Below are 21,366 nucleotides of genomic sequence, written 5' to 3' on the forward strand. Positions count from 1 at the left end.
TGAAACCCAATTCATACTTACTCCTCCAGTCTCCGGAGAAGCTCCTCTCTATTTAAGTTTTTCGCTAGTCCAAGCCCCAATGCATGTTTGAGTAAATATTCTGGGAATTCAGAATCTTCAAAGAATGCTCTAACCCCCATTTTAGGAATATAGAAAAAGTAAACCCTTTTTACTTCTTGTCCTATTTTTGCATTTGCCACCATGAAGCCTTTCTCAACGTTAACCCTCACCACTTCAAAGCCAAAAACTTCAGCCAAACTGAAAAACATCTCGAAGAGCTTTGCTTTGGCATCTCTTACGGCTTTATTCACTGCCTGTCGTGAAATTCCCAAGGTATCAGCTATCTCAATCTCTCTGAGACCCTTAGCCTTCATGAGCCAGATTCTCTCCATCCCTTCGGGTAGTTTAAACATTTTGAGCCACCTTCAGAAGAGCTTTAATAATCTCATCGGCACTTTTCGTAGTTAAAAGGTACAGTTTTTTAGGAGTTCTTATCACAACATATTCAACACTATATGCTTCCCAGAGAGCTACTGTAAGGACAAATGCAGTGCTTATGAGCACAAAAACATCATCTGCTGTAATGTTTCCAGTTTTTAAGTGGAGTATAAAGACTTCAAGAGGGATAAGAGAGTATGTAAAGATCACAATAATCCATTTTTTTGAAAACGGTACAGTGAACACAGATATATAAAATAGTCCAAATATTATAAGCCCAATATCCCCAAAATAATACCCCCTTAGAAGTCCACGTGGTAGAATTATTAAGTCAAAGAGGGCATAGATCACAAATATCGTGAACAGGAATATTTCCCACTTAAAATATTTAGCAATAGTGCCTTTCTGAAGCTTGTTAAGTGTTGTTATCTCCTCAATCTCACTGAAGGGTATCCTTATCTTCAACTTTCCAAAGACGTACTTTAGCACAATTGAATCTCCTTCAATCTCAGCTCCTGTTCCCCAAGATGCGAACAGAATTACCCAACCCAGAATCCATAATGGCCAGTACCTCTCAGGCATTGTTACTGCTTTAGGGAGAATGACGATAAGAGAGAACGCTACAACAACAAGAGCGAAAGGAATTCCGCTAAAATTCATGGGTCTTACGTTTTCAAGCTTCACCCCTCTTACCCCCCCAATGCTGCTAAAAGAGATTTGATGTCATTCTCATCACTATATGTTAAAAGATAGTTCCCATCTTTTGTGACCAAAATTAAATAGTTCGACCCAATAGCCCCCTCATACCATATAACACCCGCCATTATTCCACCAATGAGGGTAATCTGAAACAATGCCATTCTAAGTCTAATGGAATATGCATAGACTACAATAAATGCTGTGACTAAAAGAACAAAAACTAAAGCTTTGTTTTTTTCCGCTTTTGAAAAAACATGACCTGCCAATTGAAAAACTCCAAAGAGCAACCATCCAAATGCCGCAAATTTATAGGAGGTAAATAAAAGAATCCATACACCTACAATTATCATTCCTAACGGCACCAAAAGAAGCCATGGCATATATTTTGCCAAAATCACATGGCGAGCTCTTGAGGCACCTATGACATCCACGACATCTTCAGCTGTGATTACCTTTTTGAGCTCTCTAAGATATCCCCACTTTAAAATTATCCTTCCAGGTTCGAGTTCAACTTTTTTGCCCGCAAATACAAAAAGTGTTAAAGCCAAAGCTAAGAAAACCAGCCATATCATTACTTCACTTAGATAATACACTCCAACTGTAAACAAAACTAACTCTACAGAAAGTGCTATTTGAAGTTCTTTTGTGATGCCACTGCGGAGCATAGTCATCACGTCAACCTTTGTAGGTTGACAAAATATTTAAATTTTTCGATTGATCAGCATAATACCATAATTCTCTGAAGTGGTGGATCAGATTAGTAAGGCTTAAAGTCTTCATTAGAAACTACTTGGTGAGGAACCGAAAATGAACCTTGAAAAGCTTTATGAATTTCTTCACTGGCCCATGCATCCAGATGATGAAGCCACAAAGATAAGATTTGAAAGAATTGTGAGAGTTTTTGACAGGTTAATTGAAGAGAGAATTATCGAGAGCAAAGAAAAAATCACAATTCTGGACTTAGCGGCTGGAACTGGAATTGCTGGTGCTGCATTAACTAAGGCCTTTAGTAATAAAGGAGTTAAAGTTGAGCTGACTGCTGTCGATCTAAGAGAAAAAGACCTGCACCTCATTGATGAGTGGATTAAATCATACAGTGTTAATGCAGAGGCAAACATTGTTGTAGCAGATATAAGAGAACTCCACAGGTATTTTGAAGAAGCCCACTATGACATTGTCATACTCTGGGGATTAACAATGCCCCACTTTGACCCCTTTGATACGGTAAGGATTTTTGCCAACGTCTCTTATGTTCTTAAAGAAGATGGGATTTTCCTAATGGAGGAATCAGACAGAGTGTTCGGTATTCTCTATAACACAGGCTACAAAGATTTCCTTATTGAAACCAAGACAGAGGATTACACACTGGTTTCAATTCATGAAGGCTACAACCTAAAGAGAGGCATGTTCAAGAGAACATACTACAAACTACCTGGTTTTGAAAAAATTGCTGAGGAAGAACACAGATTATGGGACATAGCCGGAATACTGGGAATAGGGGGCATTTTCTTTAAAGACTTCAAATTAATAACCAAAGGGCAACATGAAGTTTTGGGAGTTGCAGACGTTTTGGTCTTCAAAAATCCACGAAAGAATATGCCACTTAATGAATTTGTGGAGGGTTAAAAATGCTCGCAAAGCTGTTTAAGAAGCCAGATGATTTTGACGTTGATAAAGCTATTGAGTTAGTTTCCTCAAGAAAAACTGGAGGCATTGCAATCTTTTTGGGCAAAGTTAGAGAAGAAAGCCATGGACGAAAAGTAAAGAAGCTAATTTATGAAGCCTACGAAGAGATGGCTCTCAAGGAAATGGAAAAAATCAGGAAAGAAGCAAAAGAAAAATTTCCAATTGAAGAAATCCTGATTTGGCACCGCTACGGCGAACTTGAAGTTGGAGAGAACACAATACTAATAGTAGCAGCTGGAAAGCATAGAAAAGAGGCATTTGAAGCATGTATATGGGCAGTAGACGAAGTCAAAAAAAGGGTTCCCATTTGGAAGAAGGAGGTAACCGATAAGGGCGAATTCTGGATAGAGGGGGATAAAATAATACCAGCAGACTAATTGCTGTACATTTTTGTACTCTTCATTTTTTGCAAACTAAATACAGTAGTAATAAAAATCCGCATAGAAAAAGTATATATAGCTCTTCTCCACTTCTATCTTTGGTGGAGCTAAATGGAGAATGTCATAAGCACCACTGTTTCCCATGTGGGTATTAGAGGAAGTTTAAATATTGCAGCCATAGGAAAGCCCCCATGGAGCAATTATTCTCACTCAGGAAAGCTTGAAAGATTAATTTTACAGTTAGGACAGGGAAAAGGTAAATTTTCTGAAGTTACAGGGATTCCAAGGTCTCTTGGATGTATTGGAAACAATGAATTCATACTTAGAAGAGAACCATTAAGCGTTGAAAGAGTTAAAGAAATTGTCAAAGAGTTCTACTTTACCAAAGGTAGGGAGCTTTATTTAACTAACTATGATAGCCCCGAATACCTAGTCAGAATTGCAAGATACGCAGCAGCACTTGGAATTAAAGAGGTTTATGCCATCATTAGATTAGAAGATGTTGAAAAGATATCCCCAGAGGAAGATATTAACTTTATAGTAGAACTTGAGTATTCTCCAGAAAATTTCAAAAAGCTTGAAAAACTAAAATGGGTTTACGGAGCTCTTATAATGATGACATACAGAGAGTATCAAAAATTCCTTAAGCATCCACCCCAGTTCCATGGGGAGATGTACATCGATATACTATATCCCGGTTCACTAAGATATGTCAATTTCAACCTTATTGAAATGAGGAGAATCCATTCTCCAACTACTGATACTTACCATGATTGTCTCGCTGGGACATTAGCAATAACTGCAGATGGATACGCTCTACCTTGCCCACTCTTAAGAAATTTTGTCGTTGGAGACGCTAAAAGCGAGAGCATAAAACAACTCCTGAGAAAAAAGAGGCTCAAAAACTTCTGGAAATTAACTAAAGATAACATTGAAGGCTGCAGTACTTGCCCATTTAAGTACCTCTGCCATGACTGCAGAGCCCTTGAATATCAAGCAAGTGGTGACATTTTTGGAGTTGAATATTGCAACATAGGCTAGAACTCTAAAATCGATCTATACCCGCTTCCATCCCTTTTTACTCTCTCTGCAAATTTATAATTTGGTTCAATTCCCTCCAATAGGTCAAAATAATAAATTGCGAACTTTTTGACATACCTACTAAACTCAAATATCTTAGCTCCAATGTCTTCCTTTGATGAAAAATACCATTCGATAAGATATCCTTGAGGTTTTAAAACTCCAAGGTGAATCTCATAATTCCTAAACTTCCCAAGGATTTTCTCAGAAAGCTCATCGGTTATACCACAGAAACCCCTGTTATATGCAGTCATGTCAACCAACGCATAATATTTTCGAATTATTCCCGTTTCTTCAAGTCTTCTAATCATGTAGCTAATTGTGGGTCTGGATTTCCCTAAAAGCTCAGACATTTTTGTCGGGCTAGTTCTAGCATCATATTTCAGTATGTCCATTAAGACAGCATAATCATAACTCAAATTCCAATCTCCAAATTCCTTGGGCTTCTCTGGATAAGCTCTCACTTCATAATATTCGTAATCATCGGAATACCTTGATAGGAGTTCGTCAATTAGATTCGTTTGTTCTTTTGGGACATGGAGAACAGCAGAAATTCCATTTTTAAATCCAAACATTGCGGCTATTGATGGAATAAATGGGTTTCTTGCCATTTGAAGTGCAACTCTCCTTATATCTTCTCTAGGAACAGACAAAAATGCCACATAGCTCTTCAATCCAAGCTTTGCAATATCATATATAGCAGAAACATGGACATATTTGCCATAATACTTGTCATAAAGCCTTTTGAGTTTATAGTAATCTATACCTTCCTCTTTTGCTATTTTTAAAAGACTTCCCCTCGGAGATTTCTCCAAGATTTCAGCAAGATACTCAACTTCCTCAATTTTTACTTCGTTCATTTGACCCCACTAAGAAAAAGTTTTATGCAATCAGAATTAAATTATTTTTGGTGATGGTTATGGTTAAGATTGAGGTTGTTGATATTGAAAAACCAGAAGGAGTTGAGTGCATTATTGGACAAGGCAATTTCTCAATCTTCACAATTGATGACTTAGCGAGAGCACTACTAACAACTGTTCCAGGGATCAAATTTGGGATAGCTATGAATGAGGCAAAACCACAGCTGACAAGATACACCGGGAATGACAAAGAACTAGAGGAGCTTGCTGCAAAGAATGCCGTAAAAATTGGTGCTGGGCATGTGTTTGTAATTCTTATGAGAAATGCATTTCCAATAAACGTCCTTAACACAGTTAAAAACCATCCAGCAGTTGCTATGGTCTACGGGGCAAGTGAGAATCCAATGCAGGTTATAGTTGCAGAAACAGAACTAGGAAGATCAGTTCTTGGAATAGTTGATGGCAAAGCTGCAAACAAAATTGAGACAGAAGAACAGAAAAAAGAGAGAAGAGAACTCGTTGAAAAGATTGGCTACACTATTGACTGAAACAGAATAATATAACGTTTGCTACACTTTTGTTCACTTTTGTTTATTATACTTAGACTTTAATTGTTAATCCATATTTAAAGGCCTTTTAGAGTTGCATTGTGATTAGTAAAATTTATATAAAGGTTTCATAGCCCTTAGAGAGATAAAAACTTACTTATCGGTGATAAACGTGGAGATAGTATTCATAACTTCAAACAAAGGTAAAGTCGAAGAAGCTCAAAAATATTTCACCCCTTTAGGAATCAAAATTATCCAACAAAAAATTGAATACCCTGAAGTTCAGGCAAAAGAGCTGGAGGAAGTTGTTGAATTTGCCATTAAATGGCTCAAAGACAAGATTGATAAACCATTTTTCATAGATGATTCAGGACTGTTTATCGAGGCATTAAACGGATTTCCAGGAGTTTATTCTGCATATGTATTCAAAACTCTTGGAAATGAAGGTATTCTAAAGCTTATGGATGGAGTTGAAAATAGAAAGGCATATTTCAAGAGTGTTATCGGATATTATGATGGAGAGATACACATTTTCAAAGGAATAGTAAATGGAAGAATTGGATACAAAAAAAGAGGAAGCTTAGGTTTTGGATTCGATCCGATATTCATTCCCGAGGGATTTAACAAAACTTTTGCCGAAATGACAACTGAAGAAAAGAATAAGATATCACATAGAGGCAAGGCTTTAATGGCATTCTCAAAATGGCTAAAAGAAAACCTTATATAATGGTTAAACGACAAAGAAGATGGGTCATAAGTTGAAGAAATGACAACAAGGTGAGGGACCTAGAATGGGGGAGATCCTAGATAGAATTGATTTAAGGCTCCTTGAAGAGCTAAAGGAAAACGCGAGAGAGAACATAGCAACACTCAGCAAAAAGTTAGGCATACCCAGGACAACCGTTCACTACCGCATAAAAAAGCTTGTTGAAGAAGGAATTATAGAGAAATTCACAATAAAGCCAAATTACAAAAAGCTTAACTTAGGAACAACAGCTTTCATTTTGGCACGTTATGATCCAGATTCGGGATTAACTCAAAGAGAGGTTGCAGAAAAAGTAGCTAGAATTAATGGTGTCTACGAAGTACACATTATAGCTGGAGAATGGGATCTGCTTATAAAAGTTAGAGCCTCTTCAGCTGAAGACATTGGGAAGATAGTTATTGATAAGTTACGGGAGATAAAGGGCATTGATCAAACCGTAACAATGGTATCATTTGTTACTGTGAAAGAAGATGTTTGATTGATTAGGGCGATGATTACCGTTCTCCTTCCTGATTTTATGATGATGCGAGGAGTTAGATGAGCCCTTCATGAGGTTTGCTCTAGCTAAGCTAATTTTAAGAGTAAAAGCTTATTTGATTAAAGCCTTGTAATCTTCGAGTGCATTCCCCAGATTGATGGCACTTCTGTTCACTCTTAATAATAGACACTTTGTAGAAACTTGTAAAACATACTATGTAGCAGACTTTTACTCAAAAATCAGCACTCTCAAACAAAAGAACTTGTTAAAATGGTGGGGGCGCGGGGATTTGAACCCCGGTCCGCGGGTTTCTCCGGGTCAGAGCTCCAAAGGCTCATCCCCAAATCAGCAAACCCGCCTGTCTTCACACCTCTGGAGCCCGCGATGATGGACCAGGCTACACCACGCCCCCACGTTCAATACTCCTTAGATGTTGATCAGCTTATAAGCTTTATCCTTCCTAATTTTGCGGAAAGTTTTATTAACTTTAACTTACAAAAATATTTTGGTGAGTGTCATGACTGCAATAATGATCGGACAAGACAAATTCAAGATTAGTGAAGATGAAGTAGCTAAAAGGGAACTTAAGGTCACAAAGGTTAGTGATGATGTCATACAAGTACAAGAAGAAATTCACGGGATTATAGCCCTTGTAGGAGCAACAAGCAGTGTGAACATCAAAAAAGAAGAGCTTAAAAACCTGATCAAAGTTGTTAAAGAAGAGTTTGGTTGGACTGATATCTGTGAATGATAAATATAAAAGAACCCTTTCCTTTTCCTTTATATTTTAAAAGTAAATGTTTTCACAAATCAGCAACTTTTTTCGAGTTTTTGTATCATTTGTAGTGATACATTTTTGCTTAACAAAATTTTATAAGGCTAAAATAACATATGGTTATTTGGTGACGAAAATGGCAATTGGAGAGAAAATAACAATTAGCGTTATAAAAGCAGATATCGGAGGCTGGCCAGGACATCACAAAGTTCATCCAGCCTTGATAGAAAGAGCAAAGGAAGTTCTTTCAAAAGCAAAAGAAGAGGGAACAATCATCGACTTCCATGTCACATACTGTGGCGATGATTTGCAACTGATAATGACGCACAAGAAAGGAGTTGACAGTCCAGATATCCACGGCTTGGCTTGGAACGCATTTAAAGAGGCAACTGAAGTAGCTAAAGAGCTTGGCCTTTATGGAGCTGGGCAAGACTTGCTTAAAGACGCATTCAGCGGAAACATTAGAGGAATGGGTCCGGGAGCTGCTGAAATGGAAATCACTCTAAGAAAAAGCGAGCCAATAGTGACGTTCCATATGGACAAAACTGAGCCAGGAGCATTCAATCTGCCAATCTTCAGAATGTTTGCTGACCCATTCAACACAGCTGGACTTGTAATTGATCCAAACATGCACATGGGATTCCGCTTCGAGATTTGGGACATACTGGAGCACAAGAGAGTTATAATGAGCTCTCCAGAGGAGCTCTACGACATCTTAGCATTAATCGGAGCAAAATCAAGATATGTCATAAAAAGTGTCTATCCAAAAGAGGGTCACAAGATACCAAAGGATGAACCTGTTGCTGTCATTTCTACAGAAAAGCTCTTTGAAATTGCCGGCGAGTACGTAGGAAAAGATGATCCAGTTGCAATAGTAAGAGCCCAAAGCGGTTTGCCAGCTCTTGGAGAGGTCTTAGAGCCATTTGCATTCCCACACTTGGTAAGCGGTTGGATGAGGGGTTCACACAACGGACCAATAATGCCCGTACCACTCAAATATGCAACACCCTCAAGATTCGACGGACCTCCAAGAGTTGTTGCATTAGGATGGCAGATAAGCCCAGAAGGGAAGCTCATAGGGCCAGTTGACCTCTTTGATGATCCAGCATTTGATTGGGCAAGACAGAAGGCGTTGGAGATTACAGACTACATGAGAAGACACGGCCCATTTGAGCCACACCGCCTACCACTTGAAGACATGGAGTACACTACATTGCCAGGAATTCTTGAAAGACTCAAAGATAGATTTAAGCCTCTCTAAAGCCTCTATTCTTTTTAATTTTCACGTACTTATTTGTACATGTTCTTGGGAGCTTTCTCATTCAAAAACCTTAAATAATTCTTTTCTAAACTAACACTCAGAGTGATATGGAGGGATCAGCATGAAATTCACAGTCCTCAAAATTAAGCTGGACAGTGAAGAAATCAAAATGGAAAGCGTGGAGAAGGAAGGGATATATGGAATCATAGACTACGCTCTTTACCTTCATGATGAGGTTTACAAAACATACGAAGTTGATCCTTATGACCCAATGAATGTCACAGTTTTCGGAAAAGGTCCATTTGCCGGTTCTGTTCTTCCAGGAGCACACAGATTGATGTTTGTCTTTCGCTCACCACTCTACGGAGTCATCTTTCCTTCAGCGATGGGTGGAGCAGCATATCAGTTCCAGAGAGTTGGAGTGGACTTTGTAGTTCTTGAAGGTAAGAGAGAGAAGCCAACCATAATTCTTCTACAAGGAGATGGAGAAAACATCAACGTTGAGTTGCATGAAATAGAGTTGGAAAAAGTTATCGAAATCTGGAAGGGATACAAGGGAGAAGAAGGCGTCTATGCCCTAACTGAATATCTCATAGATAACTTCAAGGATAAATTTGACAGTGAATTTAGAATTGCCTGTGTTGGTCCAGCTTCACTCAACTCGAACTTTGGGGCCATCTTCTCACAGACGTTAAAGAATGGAAAGCGTGTAGAAGGAAGCGAGGACTGGGCAGCAAGAGGAGGAAGCGGAAGCGTCTTGATGAGAGCTCATAACGTTGTTGCGATAATCTTTGGAGGAAAAGCAAAGAAAAAATTCCCCAAAGAGAACATTGGGGACATAAAAGTCGCAAGACCTATAGTTGAGGGGGTTCACAAAAAACCAATGTTCCAAATTATCAGTGAAAAGACTACAAAGTATAAATACAATCCAAAGCTGAAGACTGGTGGAACTTTTGGTGGAAACTATCCAGCTGAAGGCGACTTCGTGCCAATTCTAAACTGGCAGATGCCCTACATTAACAAAGAGGAGAGAATCAAGATTCACGAGAACATAATGAAGCACTACTGGGAGCCTTTCAACAAGGAAGCTATTGAAACTAAGAACTGGACGACTTGTGGTGAACCGTGTCCTGTCGTCTGTAAGAAGTTCCGTAGAGGTCACCACGTCGAGTATGAGCCTTATGAAGCTAACGGACCATTAAGCGGAAGCATAGCACTTAGGGCAAGCGATATAAGTGTTCACGCTGTTGATGCAATGGGCTTTGATGCAATAGAATTCGGTGGTCTAGCTGCATGGGTTCTTGAGCTCGTTTACAGAGGACTTCTCAAGCCAGAAGAAGTTGGCTTAAGCGATAAGCCAGAGTTCAACAAAGATGCCCTAATTCTGAAACCTGTTGAAGCGAGCGAAAAGAATGCAAAGCTTGTTGCAGAATTAGCCCATAAAGTGGCTTTTGCAGAAACTGAAATTGCCAAGATTTTAGGCTTGGGAAAGAGAAAAGCAAGCGCAATTCTTGATGAGAAGTTCAAGGATAGATTAAACTATGGCGAGAGCTTCAAAGACTATGCAGTCTTTACACCTCTTGGTGAAGATGGAGAAATCTGTCCAACAATGTATTGGGCAATAGGAAATTACATTCCGTTGCCAATTCAAGGAAGATACTGGACATTCTACCAGTTTGGAGTTTTCCTTGAGCCCGAAGAGCTTGCCCAGAAGATAGTGGCAAGCGCCTTATGGGAGTTCTGGTATGACAATGTTGGGTGGTGTAGATTCCATAGAGGTTGGATGAAACCAGTTCTCAAAGCTCTCTTCCTCGAAGCCTATGGTGAGAATGTCGACATGGAAGAACACGCAAAGAAAGTCATAAGAAAGCTCATAAACTATGCAAAGAAAGCGGGTTATGAGCCTGTATTCTGGGACAGCATGAGAGTCATTGATTTAGTTGTTGCAGGTGCGGAAGAGTTTGGAAATGAGAAGTGGGCAGAGAAGTTCAAGGAGGACAAAGTTGGCACTGCAAAAGAATACCTCAAGAGAGTGCTCGATGCTTACAGTGAAATTTTAGGAGTTGATTGGACAATTTAAATTTTCCTTCTTACTTATCTACATATCCAAAAATAAAAATTCGAGGTGATATCTATGAAATTGAAAGAGCCAATTATTGCAATTAATTTTAAGACGTATGCCCAAGCTACTGGAGAAGGAGCTTTGAGAATTGCCAAAGCCGCTGAAAAGGTTTATAAGGAGACGGGGATAACAATTGTAGTTGCTCCGCAGTTAGCTGACCTCTACAGAATAGCTCAAGAGGTTGAGATTCCAGTCTTTGCCCAGCATATTGACCCAATAAAGCCTGGCAGTCATACAGGCCACGTTCTGCCAGAGGCTGTTAAAGAGGCTGGAGCTGTTGGAACCCTTTTGAACCACTCAGAGAACAGAATGCTTTTGGCTGATTTAGAGGCTGCAATCAGGAGAGCTGAAGAAGTTGGCTTAATGACAATGGTCTGTTCAAACAATCCAAAGGTTTCAGCAGCTGTTGCTGCCTTAGACCCAGATTATGTTGCCGTTGAGCCTCCTGAGCTTATTGGAACCGGCATACCTGTGAGTAAAGCAAAACCAGAAGTTATTACAGACACTGTCGAGCTGGTTAAGAAAGTCAATCCTAATGTGAAAGTCCTCTGTGGTGCTGGAATTTCAACTGGAGAAGACGTAAAGAAGGCATTAGAACTTGGAACAGTTGGTGTCCTCTTAGCGAGCGGAGTTACAAAAGCAAAAGACCCAGAAAAAGCAATTTGGAATTTAGTTTCCCTGATTGTTTGAATTCTCAATTCCCTTTAAATTTTTCTGACTAAAGTTATATAACGGGAATCTATGCCTTCTCAATAACTATTAGATCGGCCTCGATATCTTCAAGAGAAGAATTCCAGCCACCGACAACATACCTTTTTCCGTCTTCAGTCTCAACAGTGATATTTGAAATAACCTTAGCTTTATCTTCGTAGTAGTCCACTATCCTACCCTCAATTTCTACAGGTTCTTTGCTTTTAACGAACTTCCCTATGACTCTAACTTTTGAATTCATTAAGTTAAAGAGCCGTATATCCCTAACTAACTTTCTTATGTGAATATACTCTTTTGGAAGAATCAACTTCCTTTCTTCCTCATACACAGTCTTTCCGGTAGGCCAGAGGGCATGATAGAAATATCGGTCAAACATGAACAGTAAATTTTCATCTTTAATTATCATTGCGTAGCCGTGAAGACTTGAAGTTCCTGACATCAGGGCTTCACTCGGTGCATAAATTCCCATCTCTTTATCTTGGATCAAAATAAATGGATCTGGAACCTCCCTAATCTTGATTTTATGAGCAACTGGGGGAACTTTGCCTGTTCCATATACAAATAAATCTATCTCGACACCCATCTTTTTCTTCTTCATGAGGTCATCTTGAATTTTCCTCAAGAAAGAGAGAGGAAGAGCCAAAGATATATGCCTCTTGGCATTTTTGATGGCATCTTTTACATATTTTTCAAAGGTTATCTTGCTTTTCACTACGATTATATTCCCTATCTCACCCTCTCCCGGGTTGTAAAGCTCCTTCAGCATTTCTTTTACCAAATTAACTTTTCTGACATATTTACGCTCGATTTCAGAGAAAACTTTTTCTGGATTAACTGCAACTACCTTTTTAGGTCTACCACCGATTGTTATTACAAATCCTTTGCCCATAAGAGTTCTAATTACGTCGTATATCCTTGGCTGAGGAACTTTTGAGAGAGTTGCCAATTCACCAGCTGTTAAAGGTCCTTCCTTGATTAGGGTAAGGTATGCACTAACCTCATACTCATTGAATCCTAGCTCCTTGAGGAGTTCTTTAAGTTCTTTTTCGCTCATATTATCCCTCAGATTATCGCTTTTTCGGTGCTCTTATCAAAGACATGAATATTGTCAAGGTCTATGATTATGCTAATTTCTTTCTTTAACTCTACTGCTACATGACCAGGTATTTTAACTTTTATGATTTTACTCCCCACTCTTGCATGGATTATTGTATCAGTTCCCAGCGCTTCTACAAAATCAACCACACCTTTAATCTTTGCCTTTCTTTTGACGTGCAGAAATTCAGAGATGCCCTCAACAGTCATGTGCTCCGGCCTTATTCCAAACACAACAGTTTTGTTAATGTAATCTCTAAGGAGTTCCCCCAACTCCTCAGGGAGAGGCACTTCAAATCCTTCTCCCTCTAAAACAACACCTTTATCAGTTTCTTTGACAGTAACATCAACAATGTTCATCTCTGGGGCCCCTATGAAAGTTGCAACAAAGATTGAATTTGGCTTCGAGTAAACTTCCACTGGTGGCCCTACTTGTAGGACTTTTCCTTGCCTCATCACAGCAATTCTGTCACCCATTGTCATTGCCTCAACCTGATCGTGGGTAACATAAATCGTCGTGACCTTAAGCTGAGCTTGAAGCTTTTTAATTTCAGCACGCATCATGACTCTGAGCTTTGCATCTAAATTTGAGAGAGGTTCGTCCATTAAGAGAACATCAGGCTCAACAACAATAGCCCTAGCAACTGCAACTCTTTGCCTCTGACCACCACTTAGCTGGGCAGGATATCTGTCCAAAAGCTCCTCTATCTGCAAAAGCTCAGCAACCCACTTGACTTTTTTTCTAATTTCATTTTCTGGGTATTTCTTTATCCTCAATGGAAACGCTATGTTGTCGTAGACTTTCATATGCGGCCATACTGCATAGCTCTGGAAGACCATCGAAATGTTTCTGTCCTTTGGGGGCAGATATGTTACGTCTCTATCCCCAAACCATATCTTTCCCGCTGTTGGTATTTCTAGTCCAGAGATCATTCTAAGTGTTGTTGTTTTCCCACAGCCACTCGGCCCTAAAAGAACCAAAAATTCACCATCTTTTATCGTTAGGTTTATTCCATCAACTGCTTTTACCCTTCCCTTGTCAAAATACTTCTTGAGGTTTTCAAGTCTAACTTCAACCATGTTAACACCTCACTTGAGTGTTATACCCCACATTGTGATTAAATACTTCCTTGCGAAGAAGACGAACAGCATAGCTGGGAGCATCATTATAAATGCAGCAGCAAATTTGTAATAATCAGGTGCAGCTCCACCACTAGCCCCTGCCATTATCGATAATATTTGGGCAGGCAGAGTTCTGTGCTGAAGAGTTAAAACCGATGCAACAAAGACCTCGTTCCACGACATGACAAAGGTAAACATTGCAGCTGCTGCCAATCCTGGAAGGGCCAATGGAAGAGTTATCCTAAGAAATGCCCCAAGTCTCGTTAATCCAAAGACCATTGCAGCCTCTTCAAGCTCAGTGGAAACTCCAGCAAAGATGCTTGAAGTTATGAGAACAACAAAGGGAAGAGCCATTGCAGTGTGAGCCAATGCAACACCAAGCAGAGTATCTATGAGATTCAGCCTGATGTAAAGCACAACCAGAGGTATTGCCATGACGGGAATTGGAAACATCCTCAGTGCAACTATCGAGAGTTTTATGGTGTCCTTTGCTGGGAAGATGAACTTTGCTATTGCGTAACCTGCGGGAATTCCAAGAGCGAAGCTTATAATTATTGTCAAAACTGCCACGATAATGCTGTTTTTAATAGCATCAAGAGCCCTAAGTGTAAATAGCAAAGTATAAACCCACTGCTTTGTATAGTGAAAGGGAATTATCTTGCTAGGATCATAGTAATCAAGCTTTGATGAAAATGCATAAAGGGTCACTACTATCAATGGCACAACTATCCAAGCAACGACCGTAAAAACGAACGTGTAAAAGGCTATTTGCTTAAGCATGAACTTTGTCTTCTCATTCATTCTTTCACCTCCAAATACTCAGCTTTCATGAACTTGATGTACATGGCTCCAAGAACAATTGAAAGCGCAGCAATTGTCAATGCATAGATTGAAGCAACACCATAGTCCTTAATCTCGGTGAGCTGATAGAAACCTTCTCCAGCCAAAATTGGGATATCCCTCCCTGCCAAGATCCAGACGATACCGAAGACCTGCATTGCAAAGAGCGTTCTTATTATTAGGGCACTCTGGATACTTGGTTTCAATAGTGGAATCACTATTTTCCTTAACTTTGTCCAATAATCCGCCCCAAACACTTCTGCTGCTTCCAAGTACTCCGGACTTATCATCTGCAAACCGGCTAGGATAATAACGAATACAATTGCAGTCGCTCTCCAAAGCTCCGCTAGGACTATTGCTAAAAATTCCATATGCCTAAATTGATAACCAAAGAAATAAACCGGATTATCAATTAATCCAATGTTCAGAAATAGCTTATTCAAAAATCCGCTTGGAGAAAGCATGGCATACCAAATCAGACCTGCAGCAACATCGCTAATCGTGAGGGGAATTATTAAAGCATAAAGCGCTAAATCTTTACCTTTAAATGCCCTGTTCATAACCAGGGCTAAAACTAATGCCAAACCAACTTGAGTAGGCACAATAACGGCAGCTAAACCGATAGTATATTTAAGAGCATCCCAAAAACGGGGATCACTAATCGTTCTATTAACAGTTGCAAGAGAAAAAGCACCATTCTCAGTGAAAGCTAAATACAGAGCTTGAATAAGGGGATAACCAACAAAAAACATCAGATATGCAAAAGCCGGCAAAATTAAAAGATAGGGAAGATAGGAGGCCTTAACCTTCATATTCCTCCCTCATGGAACTTCTACGCCTTGCTCCTCAAAGAGTCCAATAAGCTTTGGCTTAAGCTCTTTTGTGACTGCCGCTGGATCTTCGCCCTTAAGAACTATTCTCTCAAATGCTGTTCTGTAAATGTCCTTGAATTCACCACCTTTTGCTCCAAGGTTTGGAATCATTGCAACAACTGCATCTGGTGTTGCGGACTGTACAGCAACACCTTCAGCCAGAATCTTAAGTGGTCCTTCTGGTAATACACCACTTGCTTCTTTGACTGTTGGGAAGAATCCAACCTTCTCAAGGACTTTAACCTGTGTCTCTGGTCTTGTGAGGTAATCAATTAACTTCCATGCTTCCTCTGGGTGTGGAGCGCCCTTTGGAATTGCCAATCCTGCAACTACTAAGATAAATCCTCTTCCCTTTGGTCCTCTTGGAACAGGAACAACTACGAATTGATCTGGACTTGTCTCAATTGCGTTTTTAATTCTTGCAGTGTGATCCCAAGCAATAAGAACCTCTCCTCTTAAGAGCGGCTCAGCCATTGCATCCCAAGTTGTGCTTGCTGGGTTTACATACGGCCAGAGCTCCTTGAGGTAGTTCCACATTGTAACTGCCTCTGGGCTGTCAAATGCCTTTGTTTGGTAACCAGTGAATGATGGATAGATGTACCCGTGGAGGAATCTTACAAAGAGTCCTTTTGGTCCAGCTGGAAATCCGACTTGTGGCTTTCCTGTTGCCTCTTTAAGCTTCTTGGCCCAAGCTAAGAATGCATCGTAAGTCCACTTGTCAGTTCCCTTCATAACATCCTCCTTTGTAAGTCCATCTGGCAAGTACTCAAATGCCTTCTTGTTGATTACCATAACGTATGTAGCACTCATCCATGGAACGTAAACCTTCTTTCCTCCAATTGTTGCATATTTCTCAAAGGTTGTTATGAAAGTTCTTCCCTCAAGCTTCGGCATTCCGCTTAAGTCCATGAGCCAGCCTTTTGAGTTAAAGTAATCTAGACCACCATGCAAGTCACCGATGAGATCAATAGTAACTTTTCCAGCTTTTTCCTCAGCCTCAAGTCTTGTAGCCATGTCAGAATAGCTTATGGGTATGAAATCAACATCAATTCCCGTCTCTTTCTTAAATCCGCTCAGGAGCTCTTCTTGAACAAAAACTCTCTCCTCTGGTGGATTTAGCTGTGTTGAGAGCCAAATAAGCTTTACTGCTTCTTTTGGCTGCTCAGTAGTTGTTGGCTGTTCAGAAGTAGTCGGTGTTGTTGTCTTTTCGCCACCTATGCACCCACTTACTATCGCTCCTAAAAGAACGAAAACCAAAAGCCCCACAATTTTTGCTTTTCGGTTCATTAACCCTCACCTCAGTGCAGTAAGTCACTAAAATCTACTTCAAGGAGATATATAAACATTATGATAAAACCACTTTTAGTTGTTGTATTTTGTAAAGGAAACCAAAAAAAGAAGAGGAGAAATTAGAGTTTTACAATCTTTCCAGTTCTAGAAGACTCGTAAGCTGCCAAAACTATCTCCAAGTTTTTCTTTGCATCTTCCCCAGTTATTGGGGGTTCTTTATCCTCAAGTATGGATTCTATAAAGTATTTAACAATGTTTTCGACATCTGGCCTCTCCCAGTAAATCTTTTCAGCCCTGTCTTGGTACACTGTGAAATCGGGATACGCTGTTCTTATATCCAAAAAGCCGTCCTTACCAAGGATATAGTATTTCATTTCAAGCCCATAGGGATAGCCTCTTGGGTTGCCCCAGCCAGCATTTAACACCGCAGTGACACCATTCCTGAATTCTAAAACTGCAGTCCCAATGTCATCAACTGGAAATCCATAAATCTTCGAACCAATATCGGCGTAAACCCTCTTAACATCGCTCTCTGTCAACCAGAGGAGAGAATCAATTCCATGTGGTGCAGTGTCCATAAATCCTCCTCCACCAGACTTTCTAACATCGAGGAACCAAGTCATATCCAAGCCTTCAAGGAATATTGGTGGCTTAACATACTCTGAAATTGCATAGATGTATTCCAACTTTCCTATTTCTCCGTTTTCAATCATGCTCTTTGCTTTCCTAAGAGGAATTGTGAATCTTGGATTGAAAGGAACCATTAGTTTAACCCCAGCCTTCTTGGCTGCTTTGATAATTTCGTCAGCATCTTCAAGAGTCAAAGCAATTGGCTTTTCTAGGAGAAGATGTTTCCCCTCTTCAATAACTCTAAGGGCAACTTCCTTATGGCGGTAAGTCTCAATTGCGACATAAACAGCATCAACTTTTTTATCCTTCAGCAAGTCTTCATAGTTCTTATAGAATTTAGCCTTAAGTCTCTGAGCTTCCCTTTTAGCAACATCAGAATTAGAACCATCTCCGGAAATTGCATACAGCTTAGCTTTTGGATTGGAAGCAAAAGTTGATCCATACCTGATGGCATGAGGATGAGCATAGCTTATAATTCCAATGTTAATTTTCATACTACCACCCCCTTGAGGTTAACAGGTTCCTCTTTGTGAGCTGATTCAATGGCCTTTTCAGCGATTTGAAGTGCTATCAATGCATCTCTCGCTGTAATCACTGGCTCTTCTTTTCCAAGAATTACACGGAAGAAGTGCCTCAATTCTCTTTCGAATGCATCTGGAAATGTTGAGAGCATTGGGGAAAATCTAGGCATTTCAAAGTGACTCTTAATGACACCAACAACTGGAGTGTCCATTGGAGTGTAGCGAATCCTTCCATTTTTGCCAAGAATATCGAGATGATGGTAGAACACACCATAACGAGCTGGATACGAATATGCCCAGCTCACCTCAGCTATTCCAGTCTTTCCCCCCTCAAACTGTATCATCATGACAAAGTGATCGTATGTGTTGTTAACCCTCGCTTCCTTCCTTATCTCTTTTCCAATTCCAAGAACCCTAACAGGCTCGCTCTCAAAGAACCACCTCAAGAAATCAGTGACATGGACTCCTAAATCAATTGCAACTCCCCCACCTTTATGAGGCTTCCAGTACCATGCACTTTCTGGAAAAGGAAGTCTTTGAACCTCTGCTTTTCTAATTTGCATTGGTAAGATGTTTCTCTTTTTGATAATTTCTTTTATCTGCATCCATCTCTTATCAAATCTCCTCGTGTGTCCAACCAAAAGCCACAATCCTTCTTTTTCTGCTGTCTTTATCATTTTTTCTGCTTCTTCACTTCTTAAGGCGATTGGTTTTTCAACAATGACATGCTTGCCAGCTTTCAGTGCTTTAATTGCAATCTCAGCATGAGTATAAGTTGGGGTTAGAATTTCAACAACATCCAAATCTAAGTCAAGAAATTCATCCAAATTTGTAAAATACTTAGCATTAAACTCTTTTGCGGCTTCTCTTGCTTTCTTTTCTTTAATATCCATAAAGGCCACAACTTTTATTATTTCAATGTTTTTAAGGGCGTTCTTATGGGCCAAATTGAATATATTTCCACAACCTACAACGCCTACTCTTAGCTTCCGCTCAGGCATATGGCATCACTAATAGTAACCGACAAACAAAAAGTATATAACATTTTTCATTATAAACCACTTTAGATGGTTGTATTTTTCAGGTGATGAAAATGAAAGTTATGGTGGGAATACCCAGCTACAACAATGCTGACACCATAGGCTTTGTAGTTAAGCAAGCAGCTGAAGGATTGAAAAAATATTTTGGTGGAGGAATAATAGCTAATGCCGATGGTGGGAGCAGTGATGGAACGAGAGAAGTAGTCATGAAGACCAAAGTTCCGGAAGGAGTGGAAGTAATGAGCTTCGTTTATAAATGGCCAATTCCCGGCAAAGGTAGCGCAATGAAAGAGCTTATGGAACTTGCAAGGGAAAAAGGTGTTGATGTTCTTGTTTTTGTTGACAGCGATTTGAGAAGTATAACTCCAGAATGGATTTACAAATTTGCTAAGCCTATCGAGGATGGTTATGATTTCGTTGCTCCGCTCTATATAAGGCACAAATATGACGGGACAATAACAAACAACATCGCTTATCCAATGACCGCATCTCTGTATGGCTACAATGTTAGGCAACCAATTGGAGGAGATTTCGGGATTAGTGCAGAGCTGATTGATGTTTATTTAGCGGATGAAGAGACTTGGAAAACAGATGTTGCAAGATTTGGTGTTGATATCTTTTTAACCACAACAGCCCTAGCTGAGGGATTCAGAGTAATTCAAACAGCCCTTGGCTTGAAGATACACAATCCAAAGGATCCAGCTGCTTCACTTGGCCCAATGTTCAACCAAGTCGTGGGAACTTTGTTCATGTTAATGAAGAAATATGAGGAGAAGTGGAAGCCAGTTAAGGAAATTAAAAAAGTTAAAACTTTCGGGAGCATTAAATGGCAAGAGCCAGAAGAAGTAAAAGTTACACTTAAACTGCTTAAAGAAAAAGCAAGAGAACTCTTCAACGAAAATAAAGCAATCTTAAAGAAAGCTTTAGCTGAAGAAACATTTGCCCAAGTTACTAAGGCCCTTGAAACCTTTGAACTTGATGATGTCCTTTGGAGTCATGTTCTTTTTGATGGTGCTGTTGCATACAAGAAGGGAATTCTCAAAAATGCCGAACCACTAATTCCGCTCTACTTTGCAAAGACTGCTGATTTCGTTGAAAAGACGAAAGAGTTAACAACGGCAGAAGCAGAGAAGATAATCCAGGAGAGAGCAAAGATTTTCTTGGAGGAAAAAGACTACCTGCTTGAGAAGTGGTGAGCTTTTGTTCCTTTCCTTTTTAAAGTTTTCAAAAGAACATTAAGAGGAATAAAATCTGGAGCCCGGGGGTTTGGTAGCCCCGCGGGGATTCGAACCCCGGTCGCGGGATCCAAAGTCCCGCATGCTTGGCCGCTACACCACGGGGCTGCCCGATAGATTGAACTGAGGGTGAATTTATAAACTTTACCTTTATTCTAAAAATATCCAAAACTCAGCCATTAATACCTTAGCTTAAGTTCAAAAGATAATCTCTTCTTCTCCAACTTCCAAAGAGAACTCTGAAAGCACTTTATCAAAGTCACTCTCCGCTGTGAATATGAATCCACAAGTATCACATTTCAATGCAAGACCCTCTACTCTAAGCGGAGAAAAGCAAACGGGACATCTATACTCTTTCTCCTCTAGCTCTCTAAAGATCTCATCAAGCATGACCAAAATCCTCAGGTCATTTTCCCAATCCTCATGAACCATTCCCCAATACGGGAGTGAAATTGGAACTCCATCTTCCAAAATCAATGCATTTATTCCAATGCTCCTAATTTTTGGAGGCAATTTTTGTGCAGGCTCAATTGAAACAACATCTTGACCATAAAATTCAATGTGCTGAGCTCGAATTGTTATACCCGAAGAGAGCCTTTTGGTCAAAGGATAAAGCTGAATAAATACAGCATTCTCTGGCTCAAAATACGCAGTTAAGCCGAGGTTTTTCTTTGTGAAGAAATAGACATAAGTTTCGTCATCAACACTTTCTCCAGCCCATGAAAAGCCCAGTTTAGCCAAAGCTCTTTTCAAGAAGAGGGGCTTTGGAAAAGAACCTTTAATCAAGAGATGCTCACCTATCCAGCCAGCTAAGGGCATTGAGTAGCCTATAAAATACTGCCTCTGAACGCGAAGATAAGCAATACTAGGGATTAACTTCATAACAAAAATAAAAAGGTGTTAAACTTTATAGCACT

General features: G+C 39.8%; 23 protein-coding genes and 2 tRNA genes. 11 read left to right on the plus strand and 14 right to left on the minus strand.

Annotated features, from left to right (window positions below; genetic code table 11):
- Window positions 1-17 precede the first annotated feature (17 nt).
- From TES1_RS09455 to TES1_RS09465, 3 genes are read right to left on the minus strand one after another with little or no spacing between them, the layout of a single operon-like run.
- Complete coding sequence (locus TES1_RS09455; RefSeq protein WP_042682234.1) at window positions 18-413, minus strand: helix-turn-helix domain-containing protein; 396 nt, start codon at window positions 411-413, stop codon at window positions 18-20.
- Window positions 406-1,122 carry a hypothetical protein gene (locus tag TES1_RS09460; protein WP_042682236.1) on the minus strand — a complete coding sequence of 239 codons (717 nt, stop codon included), beginning with the start codon at window positions 1,120-1,122 and terminating at the stop codon, window positions 406-408. The genes TES1_RS09455 and TES1_RS09460 overlap by 8 nt, the downstream gene beginning before the upstream one ends.
- A 5-nt stretch (window positions 1,123-1,127) precedes the next feature.
- Entirely contained in the window at window positions 1,128-1,808 is a 681-nt protein-coding gene (locus tag TES1_RS09465; RefSeq protein WP_144080612.1) for a hypothetical protein, read from the minus strand.
- 136 nt (window positions 1,809-1,944) lie between these two features.
- On the opposite strand from TES1_RS09465, the gene TES1_RS09470 reads away from it, so the two are divergent.
- From TES1_RS09470 to TES1_RS09480, 3 genes are all read left to right on the plus strand, one after another.
- A complete protein-coding gene (locus tag TES1_RS09470; RefSeq protein WP_042682240.1) occupies window positions 1,945-2,763 on the plus strand; it encodes an SAM-dependent methyltransferase in 819 nt (272 codons plus the stop codon).
- Between the two features lie 2 nt (window positions 2,764-2,765).
- A complete protein-coding gene (locus TES1_RS09475) occupies window positions 2,766-3,200 on the plus strand; it encodes a molybdenum cofactor biosynthesis protein MoaE (RefSeq protein ID WP_042682241.1) in 435 nt (144 codons plus the stop codon).
- Between the two features lie 114 nt (window positions 3,201-3,314).
- On the plus strand, window positions 3,315-4,244 hold the full coding sequence (locus TES1_RS09480) for an SPASM domain-containing protein (protein WP_042682242.1): 930 nt from the start codon (window positions 3,315-3,317) through the stop codon (window positions 4,242-4,244).
- On the opposite strand, the gene TES1_RS09485 is transcribed toward TES1_RS09480, so the two are convergent.
- Window positions 4,241-5,143 (minus strand): Lrp/AsnC family transcriptional regulator, encoded by a 903-nt coding sequence (locus TES1_RS09485; RefSeq protein WP_042682244.1) that lies wholly within the window; start codon window positions 5,141-5,143, stop codon window positions 4,241-4,243. The two genes, TES1_RS09480 and TES1_RS09485, sit on opposite strands and share 4 nt — an antisense overlap.
- A gap of 59 nt (window positions 5,144-5,202) precedes the next feature.
- Here TES1_RS09485 and TES1_RS09490 point away from each other — a divergent pair, with 59 nt between their 5' ends.
- The 3 genes from TES1_RS09490 to TES1_RS09500 all read left to right on the plus strand — a co-directional run bounded on the left by TES1_RS09490 (window position 5,203) and on the right by TES1_RS09500 (window position 6,935).
- Window positions 5,203-5,691 carry an adenosine-specific kinase gene (locus tag TES1_RS09490; RefSeq protein ID WP_042682246.1) on the plus strand — a complete coding sequence of 163 codons (489 nt, stop codon included), beginning with the start codon at window positions 5,203-5,205 and terminating at the stop codon, window positions 5,689-5,691.
- A gap of 172 nt (window positions 5,692-5,863) precedes the next feature.
- Window positions 5,864-6,418: an XTP/dITP diphosphatase gene (locus TES1_RS09495; protein ID WP_042682247.1), complete on the plus strand. Its 555-nt coding sequence runs from the start codon at window positions 5,864-5,866 to the stop codon at window positions 6,416-6,418.
- A gap of 64 nt (window positions 6,419-6,482) precedes the next feature.
- Window positions 6,483-6,935, plus strand: coding sequence for an Lrp/AsnC family transcriptional regulator (locus TES1_RS09500; RefSeq protein WP_042682249.1), 453 nt, complete (start codon window positions 6,483-6,485; stop codon window positions 6,933-6,935).
- A 271-nt stretch (window positions 6,936-7,206) separates the two neighbouring features.
- Here the strand turns inward: TES1_RS09500 and TES1_RS09505 are convergent.
- A tRNA-Trp gene (locus tag TES1_RS09505) sits at window positions 7,207-7,347 on the minus strand.
- A 105-nt stretch (window positions 7,348-7,452) separates the two neighbouring features.
- On the opposite strand from TES1_RS09505, the gene TES1_RS09510 reads away from it, so the two are divergent.
- The 4 genes from TES1_RS09510 (at window position 7,453) to tpiA (ending at window position 11,783) form a co-directional block, all read left to right on the plus strand.
- A complete protein-coding gene (locus tag TES1_RS09510; protein WP_042682251.1) occupies window positions 7,453-7,686 on the plus strand; it encodes a hypothetical protein in 234 nt (77 codons plus the stop codon).
- A gap of 160 nt (window positions 7,687-7,846) precedes the next feature.
- Window positions 7,847-8,971: a fructose-1,6-bisphosphate aldolase/phosphatase gene (gene fbp / locus TES1_RS09515; RefSeq protein WP_042682253.1), complete on the plus strand. Its 1,125-nt coding sequence runs from the start codon at window positions 7,847-7,849 to the stop codon at window positions 8,969-8,971.
- A gap of 121 nt (window positions 8,972-9,092) precedes the next feature.
- Window positions 9,093-11,051, plus strand: a complete 1,959-nt coding sequence (gene gor / locus TES1_RS09520; protein WP_042682255.1) for a glyceraldehyde-3-phosphate:ferredoxin oxidoreductase — start codon at window positions 9,093-9,095, stop codon at window positions 11,049-11,051.
- 54 nt (window positions 11,052-11,105) lie between these two features.
- A complete protein-coding gene (gene tpiA / locus TES1_RS09525) occupies window positions 11,106-11,783 on the plus strand; it encodes a triose-phosphate isomerase (RefSeq protein WP_042682257.1) in 678 nt (225 codons plus the stop codon).
- Window positions 11,784-11,832: 49 nt separating this feature from the next.
- Here tpiA and TES1_RS09530 read toward each other — a convergent pair whose 3' ends face one another.
- From TES1_RS09530 to TES1_RS09560, 7 genes are all read right to left on the minus strand, one after another.
- Window positions 11,833-12,858: a TrmB family transcriptional regulator gene (locus TES1_RS09530; RefSeq protein WP_042682259.1), complete on the minus strand. Its 1,026-nt coding sequence runs from the start codon at window positions 12,856-12,858 to the stop codon at window positions 11,833-11,835.
- An 8-nt stretch (window positions 12,859-12,866) separates the two neighbouring features.
- Window positions 12,867-13,979: an ABC transporter ATP-binding protein gene (locus TES1_RS09535; protein ID WP_042682261.1), complete on the minus strand. Its 1,113-nt coding sequence runs from the start codon at window positions 13,977-13,979 to the stop codon at window positions 12,867-12,869.
- Window positions 13,980-13,988: 9 nt separating this feature from the next.
- Window positions 13,989-14,822, minus strand: a complete 834-nt coding sequence (locus tag TES1_RS09540; protein WP_042682263.1) for a carbohydrate ABC transporter permease — start codon at window positions 14,820-14,822, stop codon at window positions 13,989-13,991.
- On the minus strand, window positions 14,819-15,673 hold the full coding sequence (locus TES1_RS09545) for a carbohydrate ABC transporter permease (RefSeq protein ID WP_042682265.1): 855 nt from the start codon (window positions 15,671-15,673) through the stop codon (window positions 14,819-14,821). The genes TES1_RS09540 and TES1_RS09545 overlap by 4 nt, the downstream gene beginning before the upstream one ends.
- 9 nt (window positions 15,674-15,682) lie before the next feature.
- On the minus strand, window positions 15,683-17,020 hold the full coding sequence (locus tag TES1_RS09550) for an ABC transporter substrate-binding protein (RefSeq protein ID WP_042682267.1): 1,338 nt from the start codon (window positions 17,018-17,020) through the stop codon (window positions 15,683-15,685).
- A 122-nt stretch (window positions 17,021-17,142) separates the two neighbouring features.
- Window positions 17,143-18,147: a Gfo/Idh/MocA family protein gene (locus tag TES1_RS09555; RefSeq protein ID WP_042682268.1), complete on the minus strand. Its 1,005-nt coding sequence runs from the start codon at window positions 18,145-18,147 to the stop codon at window positions 17,143-17,145.
- Window positions 18,144-19,175 carry a Gfo/Idh/MocA family protein gene (locus tag TES1_RS09560; RefSeq protein ID WP_042682270.1) on the minus strand — a complete coding sequence of 344 codons (1,032 nt, stop codon included), beginning with the start codon at window positions 19,173-19,175 and terminating at the stop codon, window positions 18,144-18,146. Before TES1_RS09560 ends, TES1_RS09555 begins: the two co-directional genes overlap by 4 nt.
- A gap of 92 nt (window positions 19,176-19,267) precedes the next feature.
- On the opposite strand from TES1_RS09560, the gene TES1_RS09565 reads away from it, so the two are divergent.
- The gene (locus TES1_RS09565) at window positions 19,268-20,410 is read left to right on the plus strand and encodes a glycosyltransferase (protein ID WP_042682272.1); all 1,143 of its coding nucleotides are present in this window, start codon (window positions 19,268-19,270) and stop codon (window positions 20,408-20,410) included.
- 71 nt (window positions 20,411-20,481) lie between these two features.
- Here TES1_RS09565 and TES1_RS09570 read toward each other — a convergent pair.
- Together TES1_RS09570 and TES1_RS09575 are read right to left on the minus strand one after the other, a co-directional pair.
- Window positions 20,482-20,557: transfer RNA gene (locus TES1_RS09570), tRNA-Gln, on the minus strand.
- Between the two features lie 90 nt (window positions 20,558-20,647).
- On the minus strand, window positions 20,648-21,331 hold the full coding sequence (locus tag TES1_RS09575) for a hypothetical protein (RefSeq protein ID WP_042682274.1): 684 nt from the start codon (window positions 21,329-21,331) through the stop codon (window positions 20,648-20,650).
- Window positions 21,332-21,366 lie beyond the last annotated feature (35 nt).

The sequence above is a fragment of the Thermococcus paralvinellae genome (assembly GCF_000517445.1).
Taxonomy (GTDB): Archaea; Methanobacteriota_B; Thermococci; order Thermococcales; family Thermococcaceae; genus Thermococcus_B; species Thermococcus_B paralvinellae.

Bases quoted from the DNA above. Each gene is read 5' to 3' on its own strand.
- TES1_RS09455 (WP_042682234.1), bottom strand. From the start codon at position 413: ATGTTTAAACTACCCGAAGGGATGGAGAGAATCTGGCTCATGAAGGCT.
- TES1_RS09465 (WP_144080612.1), bottom strand. From the start codon at position 1,808: ATGACTATGCTCCGCAGTGGCATCACAAAAGAACTTCAAATAGCACTT.
- TES1_RS09470 (WP_042682240.1), top strand. From the start codon at position 1,945: ATGAACCTTGAAAAGCTTTATGAATTTCTTCACTGGCCCATGCATCCA.
- TES1_RS09475 (WP_042682241.1), top strand. From the start codon at position 2,766: ATGCTCGCAAAGCTGTTTAAGAAGCCAGATGATTTTGACGTTGATAAA.
- TES1_RS09480 (WP_042682242.1), top strand. From the start codon at position 3,315: ATGGAGAATGTCATAAGCACCACTGTTTCCCATGTGGGTATTAGAGGA.
- TES1_RS09485 (WP_042682244.1), bottom strand. From the start codon at position 5,143: ATGAACGAAGTAAAAATTGAGGAAGTTGAGTATCTTGCTGAAATCTTG.
- TES1_RS09490 (WP_042682246.1), top strand. From the start codon at position 5,203: ATGGTTAAGATTGAGGTTGTTGATATTGAAAAACCAGAAGGAGTTGAG.
- TES1_RS09500 (WP_042682249.1), top strand. From the start codon at position 6,483: ATGGGGGAGATCCTAGATAGAATTGATTTAAGGCTCCTTGAAGAGCTA.
- TES1_RS09510 (WP_042682251.1), top strand. From the start codon at position 7,453: ATGACTGCAATAATGATCGGACAAGACAAATTCAAGATTAGTGAAGAT.
- fbp (WP_042682253.1), top strand. From the start codon at position 7,847: ATGGCAATTGGAGAGAAAATAACAATTAGCGTTATAAAAGCAGATATC.
- gor (WP_042682255.1), top strand. From the start codon at position 9,093: ATGAAATTCACAGTCCTCAAAATTAAGCTGGACAGTGAAGAAATCAAA.
- tpiA (WP_042682257.1), top strand. From the start codon at position 11,106: ATGAAATTGAAAGAGCCAATTATTGCAATTAATTTTAAGACGTATGCC.
- TES1_RS09530 (WP_042682259.1), bottom strand. From the start codon at position 12,858: ATGAGCGAAAAAGAACTTAAAGAACTCCTCAAGGAGCTAGGATTCAAT.
- TES1_RS09535 (WP_042682261.1), bottom strand. From the start codon at position 13,979: ATGGTTGAAGTTAGACTTGAAAACCTCAAGAAGTATTTTGACAAGGGA.
- TES1_RS09540 (WP_042682263.1), bottom strand. From the start codon at position 14,822: ATGAATGAGAAGACAAAGTTCATGCTTAAGCAAATAGCCTTTTACACG.
- TES1_RS09545 (WP_042682265.1), bottom strand. From the start codon at position 15,673: ATGAAGGTTAAGGCCTCCTATCTTCCCTATCTTTTAATTTTGCCGGCT.
- TES1_RS09550 (WP_042682267.1), bottom strand. From the start codon at position 17,020: ATGAACCGAAAAGCAAAAATTGTGGGGCTTTTGGTTTTCGTTCTTTTA.
- TES1_RS09555 (WP_042682268.1), bottom strand. From the start codon at position 18,147: ATGAAAATTAACATTGGAATTATAAGCTATGCTCATCCTCATGCCATC.
- TES1_RS09560 (WP_042682270.1), bottom strand. From the start codon at position 19,175: ATGCCTGAGCGGAAGCTAAGAGTAGGCGTTGTAGGTTGTGGAAATATA.
- TES1_RS09565 (WP_042682272.1), top strand. From the start codon at position 19,268: ATGAAAGTTATGGTGGGAATACCCAGCTACAACAATGCTGACACCATA.
- TES1_RS09575 (WP_042682274.1), bottom strand. From the start codon at position 21,331: ATGAAGTTAATCCCTAGTATTGCTTATCTTCGCGTTCAGAGGCAGTAT.